At 38.1% G+C, this 20,881-nt stretch carries 13 protein-coding genes and 1 other annotated feature; of the genes, 3 read left to right on the top strand and 10 right to left on the bottom strand.

Annotated features, from left to right (window positions below; all coding sequences use genetic code 11):
• Positions 1 to 114: 114 nt before the first annotated feature.
• The 4 genes from DVW83_RS02050 to DVW83_RS02035 form a co-directional block, all read right to left on the bottom strand.
• Positions 115 to 3,309 (bottom strand): DEAD/DEAH box helicase, encoded by a 3,195-nt coding sequence (locus tag DVW83_RS02050; protein ID WP_104660690.1) that lies wholly within the window; start codon positions 3,307 to 3,309, stop codon positions 115 to 117.
• Positions 3,310 to 3,326: 17 nt separating this feature from the next.
• Positions 3,327 to 6,458 carry an AAA family ATPase gene (locus DVW83_RS02045; RefSeq protein WP_104660691.1) on the bottom strand — a complete coding sequence of 1,044 codons (3,132 nt, stop codon included), beginning with the start codon at positions 6,456 to 6,458 and terminating at the stop codon, positions 3,327 to 3,329.
• A gap of 6 nt (positions 6,459 to 6,464) precedes the next feature.
• The gene (locus tag DVW83_RS02040; protein ID WP_104660692.1) at positions 6,465 to 7,586 is read right to left on the bottom strand and encodes an exonuclease SbcCD subunit D; all 1,122 of its coding nucleotides are present in this window, start codon (positions 7,584 to 7,586) and stop codon (positions 6,465 to 6,467) included.
• A gap of 286 nt (positions 7,587 to 7,872) precedes the next feature.
• Complete coding sequence (locus DVW83_RS02035; protein ID WP_005877298.1) at positions 7,873 to 8,499, bottom strand: lysophospholipid acyltransferase family protein; 627 nt, start codon at positions 8,497 to 8,499, stop codon at positions 7,873 to 7,875.
• Between the two features lie 128 nt (positions 8,500 to 8,627).
• Here DVW83_RS02035 and DVW83_RS02030 point away from each other — a divergent pair, with 128 nt between their 5' ends.
• Together DVW83_RS02030 and DVW83_RS02025 are read left to right on the top strand one after the other, a co-directional pair.
• On the top strand, positions 8,628 to 9,362 hold the full coding sequence (locus DVW83_RS02030) for a tRNA1(Val) (adenine(37)-N6)-methyltransferase (RefSeq protein ID WP_104661997.1): 735 nt from the start codon (positions 8,628 to 8,630) through the stop codon (positions 9,360 to 9,362).
• On the top strand, positions 9,352 to 9,639 hold the full coding sequence (locus DVW83_RS02025) for a GIY-YIG nuclease family protein (protein WP_081134901.1): 288 nt from the start codon (positions 9,352 to 9,354) through the stop codon (positions 9,637 to 9,639). Before DVW83_RS02030 ends, DVW83_RS02025 begins: the two co-directional genes overlap by 11 nt.
• 276 nt (positions 9,640 to 9,915) lie before the next feature.
• On the opposite strand, the gene DVW83_RS02020 is transcribed toward DVW83_RS02025, so the two are convergent.
• From DVW83_RS02020 to hisS, 4 genes are all read right to left on the bottom strand, one after another.
• Entirely contained in the window at positions 9,916 to 11,853 is a 1,938-nt protein-coding gene (locus tag DVW83_RS02020) for an acyltransferase family protein (protein ID WP_137238942.1), read from the bottom strand.
• A 247-nt stretch (positions 11,854 to 12,100) separates the two neighbouring features.
• The gene (locus DVW83_RS02015) at positions 12,101 to 12,976 is read right to left on the bottom strand and encodes a YitT family protein (RefSeq protein WP_005877306.1); all 876 of its coding nucleotides are present in this window, start codon (positions 12,974 to 12,976) and stop codon (positions 12,101 to 12,103) included.
• Positions 12,977 to 13,375: 399 nt separating this feature from the next.
• Positions 13,376 to 15,142: an aspartate--tRNA ligase gene (gene aspS, locus DVW83_RS02010; protein ID WP_137238940.1), complete on the bottom strand. Its 1,767-nt coding sequence runs from the start codon at positions 15,140 to 15,142 to the stop codon at positions 13,376 to 13,378.
• A gap of 14 nt (positions 15,143 to 15,156) precedes the next feature.
• Entirely contained in the window at positions 15,157 to 16,449 is a 1,293-nt protein-coding gene (gene hisS / locus DVW83_RS02005) for a histidine--tRNA ligase (RefSeq protein WP_104662000.1), read from the bottom strand.
• Between the two features lie 54 nt (positions 16,450 to 16,503).
• Positions 16,504 to 16,712 (bottom strand) — a binding site (T-box leader).
• A 193-nt stretch (positions 16,713 to 16,905) separates the two neighbouring features.
• On the opposite strand from hisS, the gene DVW83_RS01995 reads away from it, so the two are divergent.
• Positions 16,906 to 17,856, top strand: coding sequence for an aldo/keto reductase (locus DVW83_RS01995; RefSeq protein WP_104662001.1), 951 nt, complete (start codon positions 16,906 to 16,908; stop codon positions 17,854 to 17,856).
• A 317-nt stretch (positions 17,857 to 18,173) separates the two neighbouring features.
• Here the strand turns inward: DVW83_RS01995 and dtd are convergent, their stop codons facing one another.
• Positions 18,174 to 18,620, bottom strand: a complete 447-nt coding sequence (gene dtd / locus DVW83_RS01990) for a D-aminoacyl-tRNA deacylase (RefSeq protein ID WP_005877314.1) — start codon at positions 18,618 to 18,620, stop codon at positions 18,174 to 18,176.
• A gap of 11 nt (positions 18,621 to 18,631) precedes the next feature.
• Positions 18,632 to 20,845: a RelA/SpoT family protein gene (locus tag DVW83_RS01985; RefSeq protein WP_104662002.1), complete on the bottom strand. Its 2,214-nt coding sequence runs from the start codon at positions 20,843 to 20,845 to the stop codon at positions 18,632 to 18,634.
• Positions 20,846 to 20,881: the final 36 nt, after the last annotated feature.

Here is a 20,881-nt window from a genome sequence, read left to right as displayed (position 1 = left end):
GCCAAAAGATAGTCACTCTATCGTTTGATTGCAATTCAGGAAAGCTATTTTAGATTATTTGGCTTCATTCATTTTAGTAACTTATCTTCTAAATCTAACAGTTTATGATACTTCCTATTCTTCCAATTCTCCAACACTGAGGATCATACGAATATCTTCTTCTGTTAATTTAGTCAATTGTTCCTCATTCCCTTGGATGACTTTTTGGAATAATTCTCGTTTCTCTTGTTGCAGAGAATCCATTCGTTCCTCGATCGTTCCTTCTGCGATCATTCGCCACACTTCAACGACATTCTTTTGGCCGATCCGATGGGCTCTACCAGCTGCTTGTTCCTCAATTGCTGGATTCCACCATAAATCGTAAAGAATCACGGTATCTGCGCCAGTCAGGTTCAATCCAGTCCCTCCTGCTTTTAACGAAATCAAGAAAACATCTCTTTCTCCTTCATTAAACGCATCAACCATCGTTAAACGATCTTGTGGCTTAGTACTTCCTCTCAAATAGAATGTGGAAAGACCCAATTCAGCTAATTCCTCTTGCAAAATTGTCAACATTCCTGTGAATTGTGAAAACAATAGGACACGACGATTATTTTCTTTTGCTGCTACAAGTAAATCTTTTACTTGCTCTAATTTGCCAGAACCACCTTGATAATCATCAATGAATAAACGCGGATCACAGCATATCTGTCGTAATCGAGTCAGTCCTGCTAAAATACCGATTCGATTCTTTTTGAATGTTTCAGAATCCATTGAGGTGATTTCTTCTCTCATTTGACGCAGATAGGCTAGATATACCGTTTTTTGTTCTTCAGTTAATGCTGAGTAAAGATTCATCTCAGTTTTTTCAGGTAAGTCTTTGAGTACCGTTTGTTTATCGCGGCGCAATACAAATGGCCGGATCATCTTCGCAATTTCTTCTGGAGTCAATTCCCTAAATCGTGTTTTGTTCGGGAAAAATCCTGGCATGATTGTCGCAAAAAGTGACCATAATTCTTCTAGGTTATTTTCTATTGGTGTCCCACTCAACGCAAATCGTTGTGGAATACTTAGTTCTCGTAGAGCTTGAGCGGTCTTTGTACTACTATTTTTAACCATTTGTGCTTCATCTAATATCAGATAGTTGATTATTTTTTCTTGGTAATCTGCTAGATCTTGCCTCAAACTTGCATAGGATGTCACTCTTATATCTGCTTCAAGTGATAATAGCTCTTCACGTTCTTTTTTGTTGCCGTTAATCACTTGGATACTTAAAGAAGGCGCAAATTTTTTCACTTCTGCTTGCCAGTTGTAGATCAAACTTGCTGGTGCAACGATCAAAGCAGATAGATTTCCTTTTCCTTCTTTTTCAGAAAGTAAGTATGCAATCGTCTGCAACGTTTTCCCAAGTCCCATTTCATCTGCTAAGATTCCGCCAAATTGATAGTTTCCTAACATTTTTAACCATTTAAACCCTTGTTTTTGGTAATCTCTGAGCTCAGCATGCAATATTTCAGGTAATTCTACCTGGTATTGTTCCGGTTGGATCAGATCCTGGATCATTTTTTGGAATGAATCACTAAAGGTTGCATTACTACCTGACAATTTATCTTGGATGATCAATCCTTGATTTTTCGGTAGATGTATTGTCCCTGAATCTGAGCGGATAGATTCTCTAAATTGTTGTAATACTTGACTGGTTTGTTGAAATTCTTCTGAATCGAATGATAATACTTGACCATTTTCTAGGGTATAAAAAGCATCATTACGTAATAAACTTTGTAAAACTTGGTCAATCTCATGTTCATTGATCCCCGTCACGTCAAATCGTATATCTAACCACGAGCTTGTTTCTTCTACCTCTATTTTTGGTTGATGTCGCTGCGCATCTAAGTACAATTCACGAAGCTTTTTACCAAGCCGGACTTCACCAAATTGACGGAAAACTGCCAATTCTGTACGGAAAAAAGCATACAATTCTTCGCCTGATGGCAAAGCACGTTCATAACCAGTTTCATTTTTTCGGTAACGATACATCTTGAATAAATCCAGAACTCGTTGTTCTTGTGCTTTATCCCTCAATACTTCTGAAGAATCCCCAGCACTCACTTCATGTTTTGCATCGGTTGAAAAAATCACTTTATCATAGACGAAATCAATACGTGTTTGTATCTTTCCTTTTGATTTACGGAAGTAAAAAACAAATTCAACAGGAATATCCGTCACTTCTGCTTTCACTTCATCAGCTACCTCTACCTCACCAACCTCGGAAAGTAACGGAATGATCTCTTTAAATAAAGAAGAAAGCTCTTTTTTCTCAAATAATACTTCTGGTTCTGTAAATCTTCGCATGAGTTGTTTCCAAGTTAAATAGACAGCTTGCTGCTGCTTATTTAATGAATAAAAAGTTCCTTGGATCATTCCCCACTGGTAATGTGTCAAAAATAAATCAAAATCATTTTGTGCAACTAATCGATAAGACTCATTTTGCTTTGTTACTGTGAATATCAATGGTTTCTCATTCTCAGAAAATTGGATGCCTTGAAACTTCAACTCATTGATTTGTACTTGCAAGCGTGTCGTTTGATTCATCTTTGACAGCAACGATTTAGCTTGTTCGATCGGCAATAGTAGAAAACGTTTATCAAGTTTGCCTTTCACTTGCATCCCACTTGAGCCTAAAAGAAGTTGCGTTTGGGCACAACCTGCTAATTGAGATAAAATCTCCTGATCCTCACTCTGGAACGCACGATGATCTAACTGAAATTGATACTGCTTATTAACGGTATAGTTCTCATTTTCAGTAAAGGATTGAAGAAAATCAAAAATATTTTTGACGATATATGTTTTCTTTGGATTATCTAAATAACCAATACGTAAATAGAGCCCTAAGATAGCTAATTCTGGGTGATAATGATTTGTTTCGATTGCCTCTACCTGATATTCAACAATCAAGGGTTGTATTCTTTGAGCAGTATTTTTGATTTTAAGCCGCGAAAATCCTTTTGATAAGATCTCTCCCTCACTACTTCTTTTCACTGGTTCGATCATTGCCTGATCTGCTTGAATGATTCGTGAAAGATTCTTGGATCGCAAGTACAACTCCACTGCCACAGTATGCTTGCAATACTTATGCTCTTCCCAGTAAGGACATTGACAAAAATCAACTTCTTTTGCTGTGCCATCCAAATCAACCATGTATAGTTCGCTACCTAAAACTTCTGCATGCCATACTTTTTCTTCTTGGTCAGGGACTACCGATAACACCCGTCCTTCTTGCAGGTACTGACGTCCTCTTGCAATGACTTTTTCCGGTATACTCCATTTCATCGTTGTTCATCCCCCTATTATCCAAGATGATAGCGTACCTTACTTTGGCCACTACCTTCTGTACTGATTCTTATTTGTTGTACAACTCTTTCCTTTAATTCCCTTACATGACTGATGATACCAATCATTCGTCCTTCACTTTCAATCGTTTCCAATGCCTCAATAGCCATTTCAAGTGCTTCTTCATCTAAAGAACCAAAGCCTTCATCAATAAATAAGGCCTCAATGGTTACTCCACCTGTTTGTGCTTGGATCACTTCGGCTAATGCTAATGCTAATGAAAGAGCTGCAATAAAACTTTCCCCACCTGAGAGAGTATGCGCACCTCGAGACATTCCCGCTTCATCATCGTAGATATTGATTTCAAGACCCGTTTTACCACGATAACTACCTACTTCTTCGGCTAACTCAAATTGATACCGATTTTTTGTTAAACGTTGCAACTGTGAGTTGGCCACTTGAAGTACTTCTTGTAAGTAGACTTGTAGCACATATCTCTCTAAGCTAGTCTTTCGAGGGTTCTCACCATTGATCGTTTGTGCAAGTTGTTGCAGTTCGATCAGTTCATCTAACTGTTTCTGACTGGTTTGATAAATCGAAGAAAACTCCTCAATAATCTGTTGATTCTGATTCTTTTGTTCTTGCCAACGATAGCAACTTTCTTGCTGTTTCGTTACTTCTTCTTTTATTCTTTCTAACTGTTCCTTCAAATCATTTAAATCCTGAAGCTCTTCTTCCAGAGAAATCGTTGCTAGTTGTGCAAGTCGGTCATCTACAATCAAGCATTCTTCTTCATAGGCATCGGTGGATTGAACTGCTTCATTGTATACTTCTTCTTGTTGCACAAAAGAAAGAATCTCCTCAGTTTCTTTGAAGTAGTCCTGTTCCTTCATTTTTTCTGAAATTTTCTCTTGGATGCTTTCAAGTTTTTGATCATTTTTTTTCTGCTGTTCATGGATCGTATCAAGCTGTGTTTTCAATAAGTTGATTTCTTGTGAATAACTAAGACCTTGCTCCATTTCTTTCGATAGCCACTGCATTTTTGAAGAGATTTGTTCTTCTAAGTATTTGACGTCCGCCGATAATGTATGGGTATCGATCTTTTCCAACTGCTTGGCCAAACTGGCTGATTCACCTTGTGTTTGTTGGATTTTTTCTTTATTTTGATCAATGTATTGTCCGATTTCTTTTAACCTATCCGTGATTTCTGGTAATTTCTCCAGTATTTCTTGTTGGGCTTTCTTTGCCTGTGCAATAACACTTATCTGAGCCGTTAAATCACGGTTGATTTCCTTTAAGGATACAACAAGATCGCTCACCTTCGCAAATCTGAAAGTTTTTTTGATTTTCGTTTTCAATATTTCTTCGTTTTTAGCAATTTCTTCTCTCTTAGATGAACACCATTCAGTAAGATTTGTTAGTTGCTCAGAAATTTTCGTTCGATCTGCTTCGTTTCGACCAATTTCTTGATGGATTTGATCGATCGTTGATTCTGTTTGCGCTAATTTTTGTTCAAGTGCCACGATTTCTTCTTTTTCTGGCAGCTCATGCTGATCCTGTTGATTAGGATGTTCTATCGCCCCACATACTGGACAAGGTTGTCCTGGAAGTAATAATAGCTGTAGTCGTGCAATTTGTTGGCTCGCCCACTGACTTTTCAAGCGGTCTAACAGTTCTGTCTGTTGACTTAGATACTCTTGGTTTGCTTCAAACTGACTATTGATCTCATTTAACTGTACTCGATAACTTTCAATCTGTTCTTTCTTTTCGTTCCATTGTTCGATCATCTCTTGATGTTTTTCATATTCTTGGCGGAGTTTTTCATAATGAAGTCGATTTTCTTGTAGCTCCTCTTGTTCTGCCAGTTGTTCTTGGATTTTTTGTTGTTCCAATAGAATCTGCGCTTCTTCTTGGCTGATGACCCTTTTTTTCTCTTGTAGCGCTTGCTCTTCCTCTTGTAACTCTTTTAGGTCCACTTGCTTTTGTTGCCATTGATCAGTGATTGGCAATAATATTTTTTTCTCCTGAAAATCTTTAGATAACCCGTTGATTTCTTTTTGGAGAGCCATTCGTCTTTCTTCTTGTTCTAACCATTTTTTGTAGAGCTGTTCTTTATGCGTAAGTTGTTCAAAATAAGTTCTTTCTTTTGTTGCCATTTCAATCTGATCACTTACGTATTCCTGACTTCTTGCTATAGTATCCTGTAATTTTTGGGCAAATTCATATTGTTTGATCCATTGCCTTTTTTCAGCGATCACTGTCTCTTTTTCGTCTAATTCTTTTTTTCGTTGGATCAATCTTGTTTTTTCTTTATAGCTTTTATTCAAAGATTCTGAAAGGTAATAATCATTTTCTATTTGTTTTTGTTGCTCTTGTAATTTCAAAAGTTTGGCTTTTTCAGCCAAGATGATTTCTTCAAGTGCTGTCTGTTCATGCTGCCAAAGAGCAATCGTTTCTTCATAACTCACATTTTCAGTTGGCTCTTCATTCATCCTCACAAAACGTTTTCGAAGCAACGTTAGTTCTTGTTCCAGATGGTCCAACTTTTGCTGTTGTAACTTTGCCTTTTCTTTCAATTGTTCATTAAATTGCTGAAAGAATTGTGAACCAAATAAATTACGGAGAACCCCTTCTTTTTCACTACTTGAAGAAATCAAAAAATTACGAAATTCGCCTTGCGGTAATAACACGATTTGCGAGAACTGCTTCGCATCCAGATTCAACAATTCTTTGATCAATTGATCGGCTTCGCTACGCTTCGTGTACTGTTTGACTTCTTTGCCTTTCTCATCAAAAATTGTTAATGACACTTTAGCAGCTTGCTTCCGATTGCCATTGCCTTTACGTTTCGCAAGTACCTGTTCTGGTTTTCGTTCTATTTCGTAACTCATCTGCTGATGTTCAAAAGAAAACAAGACACTCGTTTCCTCTTCCGGTGTTGCAAAAAGGGAACGCATTTCTTTCGCTGAACGAATCTTACCCGAAGTTTCGCCAAATAGTGCGTAGGTCATACCATCAAAAATCGTTGTCTTTCCTGCACCTGTTTTACCTGTGATCAAGAAAAGTGGTGCATCCGTAAGTTTAGAAAAATCAATGGTCTCATCAATAAATGGACCAAAATTTTTTAATGTTAATTTTTTAGGTTTCACTATTGATCATTCCGTTTCCGTAAGTTCTTGTAATGTTTCTGTCAGCCACTGGTTTTGTTTTTCTGTCAATTCTTCATTTGTCATCTCTTTGAAGAATCCCTGCACTAATTTTTGCGGATCTTTGGTCACCGCTTTTTTCGAATTTCTCTTTACTTGAACTTCACGACCATTTGATCTTTCTACCCCTAGGATCCTCGGATAGATTTTTCGTAGTTGGTTCATCATATTCGGAATGATCGTTCGGTCTTCCAAATAAATCTGTACATAATTTTCTCGATTGATTTTCTGATAAAATGTTGGATCTAACAATTCTTTGAAGGGTGCAGTGATTTCTTCAATTTCAAATAGCGGCGTCAATTCGCGAAAAGTTAAAGATAATTCTTCCTCCAGATCAACGATCCACACGCCCTTTTGCTGATTGATTTCTGAAAGAGAAAATTTTAGTGGAGAACCGCTATAACGAGCGTTTTTTTGATGCAACGCTGACTTATTGTGCAAATGTCCTAATCCCACATAATCGAAGGGTTCAAACAGTTCTCCAGGGACCGCATCTAGCCCACCAACTTCGATCTTTGTTTCCGAATCCGATTTTGTACTTCCCATGACACAAAAATGACTAATCAGTATATGTTTTTTATTCGGATCAAATGCTTCTTGCATTCGGTCCACTACTTTTTCAATGGCTTGTTGAATCGTCTTGATCGTGTCATCTTCAAAATAAATCCTTGCTGCTATCGGTTCAAAATAAGGCAATAAAAAAAATTGACTGTTTTTAAATTCGATCGGTTGGAATGATTCTTCAAATCGTGTTTGTAAAAAATAATTGGAGTGACTAAACCAAGGTGTTCCCGCAGATAAACGGATATTACTATCATGGTTTCCTGAGATCGCAAAAATCGGGAATTTCTCGTGCAAGTTCCACTCGACCATCAACTCATTGAAAACTTCGATAGCATCAACAGCAGGCACGCTTCGATCATACAAATCACCTGCAATAACGATTGCATCCACTTTTTCTTCTTTTGCAATTTCTAAAATTTGTGCTAGTACATATTTTTGATCTTCAATCAAATCATAGCCTTGTAATTTTTTCCCTATATGCCAATCGGCTGTATGTAAAAAACGCATCTCATCACCTCAAAAAATGTCCTTCTGACTATTATAACACTTTCAATAACTACATGACACCTGTGATATTTTGTGAAAGATGTAAAAAAGAATATAGGACAAATCTAAAAATCTGTTTTGCTACAGACTCTCGAATAAACGGCGTCCAAAAAATCAGGTTTTTCGGAAATTTCAAAAAAAAAAAAGCAATACAAAAAACGTATTGCTCGTTTTTCTCTCCAATTTCTCAAACCTAAACGACTTTTGTCTCGACCGCTTTGGATAAATCATTTCTACACTTGTTAGATCAATCTTTCTTTTGGATCTCATACTTGAAATCAGGATTGACTTCTTTATCTAAACGATCAAATGCAGCTTGTGTTCGACGTTCGATTTCCGCCATTCCTTCTTTATCTGTTTTTTTGATATCTGATAAATCGATCGGTTCGCCAAAGCGGACGGTCACACGTTTTCGTTTGAATAAATCGCCCAAAGTAAGCGGACCTTGATAGACCGCTGGAACGATTTTTGCTTTTGACATTCTAGAGATCAACGCCATGCCGCCTTTAAGCTCCGTTGCATGCCTTGTTCCACTCGGAAACATGATCAACCCTAGATTCGTTGATTTCAGAATCTTGACTGGTGTTTTGATTACACTTGGACCTGGGTTATCTCTTTTTACTGGAAATGCGTTGGAATGAGTCAAAATAAAACGTAATACTGGATTTTTGAATAGCTCTTCTTTTGCCATAAAGCTAAACTCTTTTGGCGCAGCCGCCACAGCAAGATACAAGGGATCCCACCACGTACGGTGCGGAGCAACTAGTATGTAATTCTCATCTTGTGGCAATACTTCTTTATTTTCATATCGAGCATTTCCGTTGACCAAAGCTAAAATCACACGGACAATCCCTCTCATAAATCGATAAAACATAGTCTCTTCCTTTCTGTGCTTATGGTCATAGTATGCCTAAATTTATTTGACTTTACAAGCTACCTTTGTTCTTTTTTATAAAAATAGTATAATACAAACAATTAGTTTTTTCATTTTGGAGGGAATCTATGCTTCACGAATACGAACGAATCGACCAATTATATGCGGAGGATATCAAAATCATCCAAAGCTCAGAAGTTTTCTCTTTTTCTTTAGATGCTGTTTTACTCGCTAATTTTGCACGAGTACCAAAAAAAGGCCAAATCGTTGACCTCTGCGCTGGGAATGGAGCTGTGGGGCTGTTTTTAAGTAAGCGGACTAACGCCCACATCGATGCAATCGAACTCCAACCACGACTGGCAGATATGGCAAGGCGAAGTATCGCTTTAAATCAACTCGAAAAGCAAATGACGATCCATACAATTGATTTAAAAGACAGCCTTTCTGTTGTACGTCACAATTCATGTGATCTGGTTGTCTGCAATCCACCTTATTTCAAGGGATTACCCACGAATAAAAAAAATCCTAATGAACATCTGGCAATAGCTCGTCATGAAATCCATACCACCTTGGAAGAAGTCATTTCGATCTCTAGTAAGCTTTTAAAAACAAATGGCAGATTTACGATGGTCCATCGACCAGATCGCTTTTTGGAAATCATAAAAGTAATGGAGAAACACCGAATCGCTCCCAAAAAAATCCAGTTCGTCTACCCTAAAGCTGGAAAAGAAGCAAATATTTTATTAGTTGAGGGAATCAAAGAAGGAAAATTAGATGGATTCAAAGTAGCTCCCCCTTTGACTACCTATGATTCAAGTGGTGAATACACTGCGGAAATACGTGGGATGCTTTATGGCCAATGAACACTATTTTTATGTTTTGTATTGCAAGGACCACACATTTTACGGGGGCTACACGACTGATTTGACTAGAAGACTAGGAGAACACAATCGTGGTGTTGGAGCTAAATACACACGATTGCAAAAACGTCGTCCTGTCAAAATGATCCATGCCGAAGTATTCGCTTCTCGCAGTGAAGCAACAAAAGCTGAGGCAGCTTTCAAAAAATTAACTCGACTACAAAAAGAGCGCTACTTAACTTCTCACTCTTCTTGTCCCCTACCAGAAGAAAGCAAGTAAATCAGATGCTCTTTTCTGACTTTGTGAGAATCCTGATCCTATTGATTTCAAGACGCCAATTCAATGTACCTATTCAGGTGATTTAAGCTCGTATTTAAATAAAAAAAGAGTATAGACAAAAGCATTCTCTACTTTTGTCCATACTCTAAAAACGAACGGTGGAATCAGAAGCTACTCCTTTGAATAATAAGTTGACATCTACAAAAATATGAAAAAGCAATTTTCGTGAATCCCTTCCTAATTCTCGGAGTGAAATTCTTCTATTCCGGTTTCTTCTTACTGTTGTTCATTTATAGTGCTCTCGCTGATAGAAACATCTGTATCACTCTTTCCGCCCGTTGTATCTTTCGTTGTTTTCGTGTCTGTTTTGCTTTTGCCTAGCAACGCCTCACTGACTAGATGGATATAGTGTTTCATTCCTTCTGGGTTTGGGTGAACCTGATCATCGTAGAACCAATCACTATGGCCATTACTATAGTCATACCAATCAATCAAAGTGAGGTTGTCATACTTCTTCGCCATATCCGCTAGCATCGCATTCACATCATTTTGCCAACGTTTCGTAGGTACGCGAACGTTTACCCAGTAAACTTTTCGGTCACCTAGAGCGCTCATGATGGTATCGAATTGAGCTTCCGTAAATGCTCCATTTGTACCAAGTCCAATCAATACAGTATCTTTTAACAGATTTTGTTTTTTAAGTTCTTCAATGTATGGTTCACTCGCATAAAGTTGGCGACCAACATCTCCATCCACAACGACATGTGGATATACCTCTTTCAAATCTGTTGCTGCATCTAGCATAACAGAGTCTCCGAAAGCAGTCAGTTGCAATTTTTGTGCTTTCTTCCCTTGCTCTACAGTTAGCTCGTACTTATCAAGAATTGCTTGATCCACTATCCCGTCATTCTTTTCAGAATCTTTTTGGCTTTCTTCTGCCAATTTTTTACTCTCAGCAATTTTTGCTTGTAACTGTTTCTGGTCTGCTGTCACTGAGTCTTTTGGCGCGGTCACAAAACCAACTAAAGCAACGATAACTACCAAAGTTGCAGGGATAAGCCATGGTTTTTGTTTGCTGATGATCGGTGTTTTGAACCAACCTTTGACTACTTGAAGTGTTCTACTATAATCAAATCGAGCTAATGGTCGTTCAATATAGCGATATGACAATTCACTGATGATCAAAATCAAGGAGATTTCGATTACCGTGTGGATCAAGACATGATCGGCAATATCTGACACTTTTGCTTCATAAAAAATCATCACTGGAAATTGATATAAATAGATTCCGTAGCTTCTTTTTCCGATCCATGTAAATACTGGATTTGTCAGCCAACGATCTAAGCTTGCACCGGGATGAGCCGTTACAGCAACTAAGATGACACAAAAGATGCTTACTAAGAACATCCCACCATAATAGACGAAACTATAATGATCATCTAAGAAGAAAAAGAAAAGGATCAATGCAAGTAACGAAATCAATCCCGCTAGATTCAAAATACGTTTTGCTTGCTTTGGAATATTTTTCTTTAAGCGCGTACTCGGCCAGACAAACGCAAGAGCGCTTCCTATCCAGATAGAGAATAGACGTGTATCGGTTCCATAATACACACGTGTCGGATCACCACCTGGAGTGTACAAGATCATCATCAAGATCGCTGATAAAACAGAGGTCCCTAAAACCGTATAGAAAATCCATTTTCTTTCACGAACAAAAACCATCAATAGAACAAAAATGACCGGCCAGATCAGATAGTTCTGTGCTTCTACTGCCAACGACCAAATATGTGTAAACGGGGATTCGTTGGCGAATCGATCAAAATAAGATAGTCCATTGTTGATTTGCCACCAGTTATTGACATAGAGCAAACTACTTACAACTACCCCTCGCAGATTGTTCAATAACCCTCGTTGAAATAAGGTGATGTACGCGGATGCAGTAATCAATAGAAATGCTAAACCGGGGTAGAGCCGTTTCATTCGCCGGACATAAAATTGCCAAATGTTGATTTTTCCATTTTGTTCCCATTCTTGTCGCAACAAATCAGTAATCAGGTAACCTGATACAACAAAAAATATTGGAACACCCAAGTAGCCGCCTTTCATACTGGTTGGTAATAAATGGTATAAAATGACCCCTACAACGGCTAAAGAGCGAATACCATCAAAGCCAGTAATATAGCGACTTTTTTTTAACCTTTTCTTTTTTTCCATTCAATATTCCAACTTTTCATAAACTTTTTTCATTCATAATATACGTGTATTAAGTGAAAATAGCAAAATAAATTCCAGCCATTTTACTATTTTTCCTATCATCCCATAAACTTAAAAAAAAAGAACATATTTTTAATAATTTTAACAAAATTTCAAAAATAACGATAGCAATCAAGAAGAATTTCTTTCATAGAAAATGCCGTAAACAGCCTTACGACTGTCTACAGCGTTTTATTCGTTGTTCACTCTAAATACCATCTTCATAAAATCGACCAAGGATCTGGACGTTTTCTGCGATACTAACGAACGCATGCGGATCAGAGGCTTTCATTGCTTCTCTCAATAGTGGTAATTCATATCGTGTCACAATAGTCATCAATACAGTTTGTTTGTCATGCTTATATGCACCTTCTGCTTCATTGATGATCGTGATTCCGCGACGCATGCATTTTTGGATTTCATTGACCACTTTTTCTGGATGTTTTGTTACGATCATCACTTGCATTTTCTTTTGTTTCGTGTAGACAACATCCGTGACTTTTCCACTGACAAAAATCGAAAGCGTACTATAGAACATGTACTGCCATCCAAAAAGAAGTCCTGCCACAAACACGATCATCGCATTGAAATAAATCGAAATGGAGCCAATAGATTTACCAGTTTTCTTACGAATTGTGATACTTACGATATCCAATCCGCCAGAAGATATCCCATTCCTTAAAACTAGGCCGATACCCAGTCCCATAACAGCTCCACCAAATAACGCACAAATGATTGGATCAGTTGAAAGAACTGTTTGCGGTAAAATATGGATAAAAAGCGAAGTCAAAGTTACAGTGATAAAGGTAAAAATAGTAAACTTCTTTCCGATTTTTAACCAAGCCAAGATGAATAATGGAACATTCAAGAGATAAAGAGTTGTTGACACTGGTACTTCAAAACCAATCAATGATTTCGATAAAGTCGTCAGTATTTGAGCTAATCCCGTAATACCACTTGAATAGATATGCCCAGGTTGATAAAAGAAGTTTAGTGCTACAGATGCAATCAATGCATACACGATAGATGCCGAAAGTTTGGTCGTATAATCATGGTACGTCCAATTTTCGAAAGTTTTTTTCATGGAAAAGCCTCACTTTATATGTTATGGCTTAATTATAAAGGGTTTTAGAATTAAATCAAGGAAACATCAACACAAAAAAGTGGCTAGAACCAAAGGAATATACTCCCGAAAAAAATAAGCAAGAATTAACGAAAATCACGGTTCAAATCTTTGAAAATCTCGACTTCTCTCAAGCAGATTTCTTCTTATCGCTTATGTTTCTCCATATCGTTTACTCAAAAAAGAGAGTGGACAAACAATCTTGTCTCACCCTCTAAAAGAAGTTATGAAAAAACAACTCAGCTCCAATAATAAGCAAGAAAGAATTTTTTTCAACGACTTTTCATTGTTGAAAAACTTCTAGCTTATTTCTAAGAGTTTGCTCTCCCGCGACACACATGCTTCTCGTTTTAATTACATTTATTCTACACTTGTTACGTCAATATTCAAATCGAACAGTTGTGCATCGGAAACGGTACTTGGTGCGTCACTCATTACATCTGCAGCTTTTCCGTTTTTAGGGAATGCGATTACTTCACGGATATTTTCTTCACCAGCCAGTAGCATGACGAAACGATCTAGTCCTAGAGCGATACCGCCATGTGGAGGGAATCCGTAATCTAAAGCTGTCAATAGGAAGCCAAACTGTTCTTCCATTTGTTCTTGAGAAAATCCTAATGTTTTTAATACTTTTTCTTGTAGTTCTCGTGTGTGGATACGGATAGAACCACCGCCTAATTCGTAGCCATTCAAAACGATATCATACGCTTCTGCATATACTTTTCCTGGATCAGTACTTAATAATTCTACGTCTTCTGCTTTAGGCATTGTAAATGGATGGTGCGCAGAGACATACCGTCCTTCTTCTTCTGAATATTCAAATTGAGGCCATTCTGTGATCCATAAGAAATTGAATTTTGATTCATCGATCAAGCCTAATTCTTTCCCTAAACGAGAACGGATCGCACCTAGAGTTGCTGCAACGATCTCTTTCTTATCCGCACCAAACAAGAGGATATCGCCGACTTCAGCGTTTGTTGCTGCAACGATTGCTTCCGTTGCATCACCCATGAATTTAGCAATTGGTCCTTTCAATCCATCTTCTTCCACTTTTAGCCATGCCAAGCCTTTTGCACCGAATTGACTAGCATACTGACCAAGATTATCTAAATCTTTACGGGAATACTTACTTGCAGCATTCTTCGCATTCAGAACTTTCACCACGCCACCTTTTTCAAGTGCCATTTGGAATACTTTAAAATCAACATCTTTCACGATATTGCTCAAATCGATCAATTCCATGTCAAAACGCGTATCTGGTTTATCACTCCCATAACGGTCCATTGCTTCATCATACGTCATACGAGGAAATGGTAAAGTAACATCAATGCCACGAACATCTTTCATTACTTTAGCAATCAATCCTTCCGTATACGTTTGGATTTCTTCAGTTGTTAAGAAAGTTGTTTCGATATCGACTTGGGTAAACTCAGGTTGACGATCACCACGTAAGTCTTCATCACGGAAACAACGAACAATTTGGTAATACCGGTCAAAACCAGCATTCATCAGTAATTGTTTAAATAATTGTGGAGATTGTGGCAGCGCATAGAAATGACCTGCATGGACACGAGAAGGAACTAGATAGTCACGCGCTCCTTCTGGTGTTGATTTACCTAGATATGGTGTTTCGATATCTAAGAAGTCGTTATCATCTAAATAGTGACGGATTGCTTTCGTTGTTTCATTGCGCATCTTGATATTTTTTGTCATTTTTGGACGACGCAAATCCAAATAACGGTATTTCATACGGATTTCGTCACCGACTGTTTGATCATCTTCGATTAAAAATGGTGGTGTTTTTGCTTTATTCAAAATAACGATCTCGCTAGCAAATACTTCAAATTCACCTGTTACCATTTTTGGATTGATTGCTAGTTCTTCACGTTTTTTCACAACACCAGTGATCTCAATGACATATTCACTACGACATTTGTCAGCGATTTTCCATGCTTCTTTGTTTACTTCCGGGTTAAAGACGATTTGGACGATTCCTTCACGGTCACGTAGATCAATAAAAATCACGCCTCCAAGATCCCGGCGTTTTTGGACCCATCCTTTTAATGTGACAGTTTGATCTAATTCTTTTTCAGATACCAAACCACAATATGTTGTTCTTTGTGTCATTTTTTCATTTCCTCCTACTCGAATAAAGTCATTTCATCATAGACTTCATCAAAATGTTCATAAACTTCTGTTAATGGGAAGCTTTTTTCTTTTCTATTTGCCATGGCTTTGACAGTCACTGTCTGATTTTCCAATTCATCTGCTCCAATGACTAAAACCAATTTTGTATTTACTTTATCTGCCGTTTTGAATTGGGCTTTTGCTTTACGATTCATGAAGTCACGATCCGCAGAAAAGCCAAAATTCCGAATTACTTGTACAAGCTTCAATGCTTCGATGTTTGTTTCCTCACCTAACGCTACAACATAGGCATCTAATTCATTAAATGCAGGGATCACTACTTCTTCTGCTTCCATTGTCAACAGCAAGCGTTCGATACCCATCGCAAACCCAAATCCAGGCGTTTCTGGACCACCTAACTCTTCGACAAGATTGTCATAACGACCTCCTGCGCAAATCGTTGCTTGAGCGCCCATTTTGGGTGCATCACTCATGATTTCAAAAATCGTATGCGTGTAATAATCTAAACCACGTACCATATTATGATCGATTTCATAAGGAATATCCAATGCGTCTAGCATTGTCACCACTGTATCGAAGTGTTTTTGGGCTGACTCGCTTAGAAAGTCCAAAATAGAAGGTGCTTCTGCTACAAATCGTTGATCGCGTTTGTCCTTGCTATCTAATACACGCAAAGGATTTTCGTGTAGTCTTCGTTTTGAATCTTCACTTAATTGCTCTTCAAAGGGAACAAGATAGTCGATCAAGGCTTGACGATATGCTTGACGTGTTTCTTTGTCTCCTAAAGAATTAATGACTAAACGGATTTGATTGATTCCTAATTGTTTAAAGAAATCAAGTGCCATCACCATGCTTTCAACATCAGTCGCTGGGTTTTCAGAACCAAACGCTTCTACGCCGATTTGATGGAATTGACGCAGTCTCCCTTTTTGCGGACGTTCATAACGAAACATTGGTCCCATGTAAAAAGTTTTATACGGTTTTGCGTACTCTGGTCCAAATAACTTGTGTTCGACAAAAGACCGCACGATTGGAGCTGTTCCTTCTGGTCGAAGGGTCACATGTCTTTCACCCTTATCATAGAAATCATACATTTCTTTTGACACAATATCCGTCGTATCACCGACACTTCGAGAAATCACTTCATAATGTTCAAAGATAGGCGTGCGGATTTCATTATATTGATAATCTCTAAATAACAAGCGGGCAGTTTCTTCTACAAATTGCCATTTTTCTGACTCACCAGGTAAAATATCATTTGTTCCTTTTGGTCTTTGGAAACTCATTTTTTTCTCTCCTTTTATTTTCTATGTAAAAAAAATCCGCCCTCGTTCATCTTGAACAAGGGCGAATGACTAATTCATACGCGGTACCACCTAATTTTGAAAGATTGCTCTTTCCTCTTACGATTAACGCTCGTACACGGAACGGCTTTTCACACATTCATCTCCAGAGTGTCTTTCAGAATCGCCCCTTTAGATCATTCTCAGCCTAGATGATCCTCTCTTGTAAAGTCTCAGAAACCTACTCGCTCTTTCATAGATATTTTCAATATTAACTATAACCTTACTAAAAACAAGTCTTAAAGTCAAGTAAAATCGGAAGAATAGGCCAGAAACACCAAAGAAATTTATGCCAAACAACTATATTCCATGACACTTTTTCATTTTTCTTTCAGAAAGACCTTTTAGTTCAGCTTTTTCCAATTTTGTTTTAGACTAGACGAAAAGGAGGCCTGTACAATGGTAGAAATAAGAATCGGACACTCACAAGTTTACGCAGAACAACTTGGATTAGGGGCAAACGCTGTAGGTGGTCACAATCTCTTTACTGGCTTAGAAGATGAAACTGGAAAACAAGTTGTTCGCACTGCTTTAAATAATGGGATCAACTTGATCGATACAGCATTTGCTTATGGTAATGGTCGTTCAGAAGAGTTGATTGGTGAAGTCTTACGAGAAGAAGAATATGATCGCTCGCGTATTGTGATTGCAACGAAAGCAGCACATGTACCAAATAAGAAAGGTGTTTTTGATAACTCCCCAGAATTTTTGACGCAGTCGGTCGAAGATGCACTACGCCGTTTGCAAACAGATTACATCGATATTTTTTATATCCATTTTCCAGATGAGCACACACCTAAAAATGAAGCAATTGCAGCATTACACCAACTAAAAGAAGCTGGTAAGATTCGCGCGATAGGTGTTTCTAACTTCTCACTAGAACAGTTGAAAGAAGCCAATTTAGATGGCTATGTAGATGTTGTAGAAGATAAATTCAGTTTGATCTATCGAGAAGCAGAAAAAGAATTGTTTCCTTATCTTAAAGAAAACAACATCAGCTTCGTACCTTACTTCCCACTTGCTTCTGGATTGTTGACTGGCAAGTATCATCTAAATAGTCCCCAAGAATTTGGTGCTCGTGACCCAAGAAAAAATAGACCTGATTTTCAGGGAGAACGTTTTGAAAGGATCATTCAAGCTGTGGATCAACTTCATCCGTTGGCTGAAAATCACCAAGCAACAATCGCACAACTTGTGTTAGCTTGGTATATGAAGAATCCACGGATCTCTGTTGTCATACCAGGCGCAAAAAGACCGGAACAAGTTGCGGATAATGCTCGAGCGTTGGATCTCCATTTATCGAATGAAGATTATCAAACAATCGATCAGCTATTTCAACAGTTTAAATAATCAAACCTAATACACTAAAAAACAGCTGATAGCTACTAGTTAAGAATAAATGGAACCTTCTCTATTTATCTTGCTAAAGTAGCTATTCGGCTGTTTTTATTATTTTTTTAACAATGTCTGCAGAAACGATTGGCTCAGAAGTATTCCGCGATTTCCTCCAAGTTCTACCTTGTTCTAGTATCAAAAAAGCAAAGTGACCAAGATAAGCTACCCTGATTGATGTAAAAAAAAGTCGATACACTTGAAAATCGCTGACTGATTTTTCAAGTTTACCGACTTATAGAATATAGAAATCATTTTTGAATGATTCTTCTGCACTATTTGTTTTGCGAATCAATAATGATCGTCACTGGTCCGTCATTCACCAGTGAAACAGCCATATCTGCGCCAAATTTTCCTGTTGCTACAGGAATACCTCTTTGCTTGATTCCTTCATTGAACGCTTCGTAGAGAGGAATTGCCGTTTCTGGTCGTGCTGCTGCAATAAAACTTGGACGGTTTCCCTTCTTCGTATCTGCAAAGAGCGTAAATTGTGAGATACTCAGTAACTCTCCTTGAATATCTTCGATACTTCGATTCATTTTTCCTTGTTCATCTTCAAAAATACGCAGTTGTGCAACTTTTTTTACTAAATAGTCAACATCCGCTTGCGTATCTCCCTCATGGACACCTAATAAAACGACTAATCCACGTTCGATTTTACCAACTTCCTGTTGCTCAATGGAAACAGAAGCTTTACTTGCACGTTGGATCACTGCTTTCATACTTGTACCTCCTAGCCATTTGTTCGACGTACGCTGTAGACATCTGGCACGGCTTTGATTTTATCCACAATACTCTTCAAGTGGGAAAGATTTTGGATGCCTACAGTTAAATGAATGGTCGCCATCTTATCTTTATTTGTTCTAGCTTCTACGCTATTCAAATTTTTAGTCATGGTGTTCACTGTCTGCAAGACATCATTTAACATACCTGAACGATTATAGCCATAGATTTCCAGATCCGCATCATATTCTTTTTTAGTATTTGAAGTATCTTCCCATTCCACTTCAATCAAGCGTTCCGCTACATTTGGCTTGTCTGCTTGGACATTTGGACAATCTCTTCGATGAATAGAAATCCCTCTACCCTTTGTGATATACCCAACGATATCATCACCAGGAATTGGATTACAGCAACGACTGATACGTATCAGCAGATTCTCGACACCTTGGATGACCACGCCACCCTCATGACGAACTTTCATTTTTTCCGACTCTTTTTTCGGCTGGTTCATGATTTCTGCTGCTTCTTGTTTTTGTTGTTCTATTTTTTGTTCTTTTCGTTCTTTTTCTGTCAAGCGATTCGCCATAGTCAACGGACTAACTTCACCATATCCAATAGCTGCATACATATCGTCTTCCGTTTGATAATTCAAACGTTCCAGCGCATCTTGCAATTTAGCTTTAGACAAGATCTCTTTAGGGGTGAAGCCCAAGTCAGCGATACATTTTATTACTGCTTCATGACCTTTAGTAATATTTTCTTCTCGGTCTTGCGCTTTGAAGAAACGCTTGATTTTATTTCTAGCTTTACTAGTAGCAACTAGTTTCAACCAATCTCGACTTGGTCCAAATGAATTAGGCGAGGTCAAAATCTCTATAATATCTCCATTTTTGAGCTTGTAATCCAATTGCACCATTTTTCCATTGATTTTGGCACCTGTCGTTTTATTCCCGACATCCGTATGGATACTATACGCAAAGTCTAACGGACCTGATCCCTTAGGAAGTTCTGTTACATCCCCCTTAGGAGTAAATACGTATACTTTATCACTAAAGATATCTCCTTTGACGCCTTCCATAAACTCAGAGGCATCATAGCTTTCATCTTGAAGTTCAATGATTTCATGGAACCAGCTTAATTGTTTTGTCATGCCGTCTGGCTCTACTTTTTCATTCTTTCCTTCTTTGTATGCCCAGTGAGCGGCTACCCCGAATTCTGCGATTTCATGCATTTCTTGGGTACGAATTTGGATTTCCACCGGATTTCCGGCTGGTCCAATAACAGTCGTATGCAATGATTGATACATATTCGCTTTAGGCATCGCGATGTAGTCTTTGAAGCGGCCAGGCATTGGTTTCCATTTTGTGTGGATCGCCCCTAAAACAGCATAACAATCCTTGATTGAATCAACGATGACACGAATAGCTAATAGATCATAGATTTCATTGAATTGTTTCTTTTGATCTTTCATTTTCCGATAGATTGAATAAATGTGTTTTGGTCGCCCATAGATTTCTGCGAAGATTCCTAGTTCTTCTGTAGCTAAACGGATGTCTTCTACTGTCCCATTCACATATTTTTCTCGTTCTTCACGCTTTGTTTGCATCAAGTGCACGATCCGATAATATTGTTTAGGATTCAAATACCGCAATGCTGTATCTTCTAATTCCCATTTGATACGACTGATCCCTAAACGATGAGCTAACGGTGCATAGATTTCCAACGTTTCCTGAGCAATACGTCGTTGCTTGTCTTCCCGAAGATGTTTCAACGTACGCATATTATGTAGTCGATCGGCTAGTTTCACCATAATTACACGTAGATCTTGTGCCATAGCTAACAGCATCTTGCGGTGGTTTTCTGCTAATTGTTCTTCATGTGACTTGTATTTGATCTTACCTAGCTTCGTTACGCCATCAACAAGCATCGCAACGTCTGGGCCAAATTCCTCTTTCAAATCATCTAGTGTAACATCTGTATCCTCTACCACGTCATGTAAGAAACCAGTAGCGACCGTGTGGGGGTCCATTTTTAAATCGGCTAAGATCCCTGCAACTTGGATTGGGTGGATGATATAAGGCTCTCCTGATTTTCTAAATTGTCCATCATGAGCAGCAGTAGCGTAATCACATGCTTTTTGGACAAATGCAACATGTTCGGGTCCCATATACTGACTAACCAGTTTGATTACACCAGGGCCTGTTAAAATTTCTTCTTTTGGCATAGGAAATCCCCCTTTCAAAGGTTATAAAACAGTTCT

Origin of the sequence: Enterococcus sp. VV15, assembly GCF_005236045.1 — a bacterium.
Classification (GTDB): domain Bacteria; phylum Bacillota; class Bacilli; order Lactobacillales; family Enterococcaceae; genus Enterococcus_B; species Enterococcus_B durans.
The sequence above is the reverse complement of the archived record's forward strand: the minus strand, read 5'-3'. Positions and strand labels throughout refer to the sequence as shown.